Source organism: Pediococcus sp. EKM201D, assembly GCF_011800215.1.
Lineage (GTDB): Bacteria > Bacillota > Bacilli > Lactobacillales > Lactobacillaceae > Pediococcus > Pediococcus pentosaceus.
This window is the reverse complement of the sequence record NZ_JAALFK010000009.1, coordinates 1,875-4,619: the sequence shown is the minus strand read 5'-3', so window position 1 is coordinate 4,619 and position 2,745 is coordinate 1,875. Positions and strand designations below refer to the sequence as shown.

The 2,745-nt window shown below is 50.7% G+C and carries 1 rRNA gene and 1 other annotated feature (1 of these 2 cut by a window edge); the gene reads right to left on the bottom strand.

What is annotated here, in order from left to right:
* Positions 1-117, bottom strand: a 5S ribosomal RNA gene (rrf, locus tag HFC68_RS09260).
* A 94-nt stretch (positions 118-211) separates the two neighbouring features.
* Positions 212-2,745 (bottom strand) — a sequence feature (most likely nonfunctional fraction of RNA operon); it runs 1,729 nt beyond the window's last position.

The following is a 2,745-nucleotide window of genomic DNA, read 5'->3' as shown; positions in this document are numbered from 1 at the left end:
GCATGGCAACGTCCTACCCTCGCAGGGGGCGATCCCCCAACTACTCTCGGCGTTAAGAAGCTTGACTTCTGTGTTCGACATGGGAACAGGTATATCCTTCTCACTATCGTCACCACACTCTGTGCTAACTTACGTTATCACTTGAGAAAACTTTTGTTCTCTCAAAACTGAACAATATCTATTTTTTCCTTCGAGATTCAACCACTTCTACTTGGTTAAGTCCTCGACCGATTAGTACTAGTCCGCTCCATGTATCACTACACTTCCACTTCTAGCCTATCTACCTGATCATCTTTCAGGGGTCTTACTTGCCCGAAGGCAATGGGAAATCTAATCTCGAGGTGAGTTTCACACTTAGATGCTTTCAGCGTTTATCTCATCCACACATAGCTACCCAGCGATGCTCCTGGCGGAACAACTGGTACACCAGCGGTGTGTCCATCCCGGTCCTCTCGTACTAAGGACAGCGCCTCTCAAATTTCCTACGCCCGCGACGGATAGGGACCGAACTGTCTCACGACGTTCTGAACCCAGCTCGCGTACCGCTTTAATGGGCGAACAGCCCAACCCTTGGGACCGACTACAGCCCCAGGATGCGATGAGCCGACATCGAGGTGCCAAACCTCCCCGTCGATGTGAACTCTTGGGGGAGATAAGCCTGTTATCCCCAGGGTAGCTTTTATCCGTTGAGCGATGGCCCTTCCATACGGTACCACCGGATCACTAAGCCCGACTTTCGTCCCTGCTCGACCTGTCTGTCTCGCAGTCAAGCTCCCTTCTGCCTTTACACTCTACGAATGATTTCCAACCATTCTGAGGGAACCTTTGGGCGCCTCCGTTACTCTTTAGGAGGCGACCGCCCCAGTCAAACTGCCCACCAGACACTGTCTCCCGCCACGATTAGTGGCGCGGGTTAGAGGGTTCATACAACGAGGGTAGTATCCCACCATTGCCTCCTCCGAAACTAGCGTTCCGGATTCTACGGCTCCTACCTATCCTGTACAAGCTGTACAAACACTCAATATCAAGTTACAGTAAAGCTCCATGGGGTCTTTCCGTCCTGTCGCGGGTAACCCGCATCTTCACGGGTATTATAATTTCACCGAGTCTCTCGTTGAGACAGTGCCCAGATCGTTACGCCTTTCGTGCGGGTCGGAACTTACCCGACAAGGAATTTCGCTACCTTAGGACCGTTATAGTTACGGCCGCCGTTTACTGGGGCTTCAGTTCAGAGCTTCGCTTACGCTAACTCATTCCCTTAACCTTCCAGCACCGGGCAGGCGTCAGCCCCTATACGTCATCTTACGATTTTGCAGAAACCTGTGTTTTTGATAAACAGTCGCCTGGGCCTTTTCACTGCGGCTGATCTTGCGATCAGCACCCCTTCTCCCGAAGTTACGGGGTCATTTTGCCGAGTTCCTTAACGAGAGTTCTCTCGCTCACCTTAGGATACTCTCCTCGACTACCTGTGTCGGTTTGCGGTACGGGTAGCTAAACTCTAACTAGAAGCTTTTCTCGGCAGTGTGACGTCAGGAACTTCGCTACTTAAATTTCGCTCCCCATCACAGCTTGTCCTTAAGAAGTAAAGCATTTGACTCTACTTCAGACTTACTGCTTGGACACCCTTTTCCAGCTGGGTGCTTTCCTTAGCCTACTGCGTCCCTCCATTGTTCAAACAAGTTTAACTAGTACAGGAATATCAACCTGTTATCCATCGCCTACGCCTCTCGGCCTCGGCTTAGGTCCCGACTAACCCTGGGAGGACGAGCCTTCCCCAGGAAACCTTAGTCATACGGTGGATAGGATTCTCACCTATCTTTCGCTACTCATACCGGCATTCTCACTTCTAAGCGCTCCAACAGTCCTCACGGTCTGCCTTCATTGCCCTTAGAACGCTCTCCTATCACGCCACCTAATGGTGGCATCCACAGTCTCGGTAATATGTTTAAGCCCCGGTACATTTTCGGCGCAGAATCACTCGACTAGTGAGCTATTACGCACTCTTTAAATGGTGGCTGCTTCTGAGCCAACATCCTAGTTGTCTATGCAACTCCACATCCTTTTCCACTTAACATATATTTAGGGACCTTAACTGGTGGTCTGGGCTGTTCCCCTTTCGACGATGGATCTTATCACTCACCGTCTGACTCCCGGACATAAATCGATGGCATTCGGAGTTTATCTGAATTCGGTAACCCTTGATGGGCCCCTAGTCCAAACAGTGGCTCTACCTCCACGATCCTAATTCCGAGGCTAGCCCTAAAGCTATTTCGGAGAGAACCAGCTATCTCCAAGTTCGTTTGGAATTTCACCGCTACCCACACCTCATCTCAGCACTTTTCAACGTACACGAGTTCGGTCCTCCAGTGCATTTTACTGCACCTTCAACCTGGACATGGGTAGGTCACTTGGTTTCGGGTCTACATCCGCATACTTATATCGCCCTATTCAGACTCGCTTTCGCTTCGGCTCCGTCTCTTCAACTTAACCTGGCATACGAACGTAACTCGCCGGTTCATTCTACAAAAGGCACGCCATCACCCATTAACGGGCTCTGACTTCTTGTAGGCACATGGTTTCAGGAACTATTTCACTCCCCTTCCGGGGTGCTTTTCACCTTTCCCTCACGGTACTGGTTCACTATCGGTCACTAGGTAGTATTTAGCCTTGGGAGATGGTCCTCCCGGATTCCGACGGAATTTCACGTGCTCCGCCGTACTCAGGATCCTGAACTGAGAGAACTTG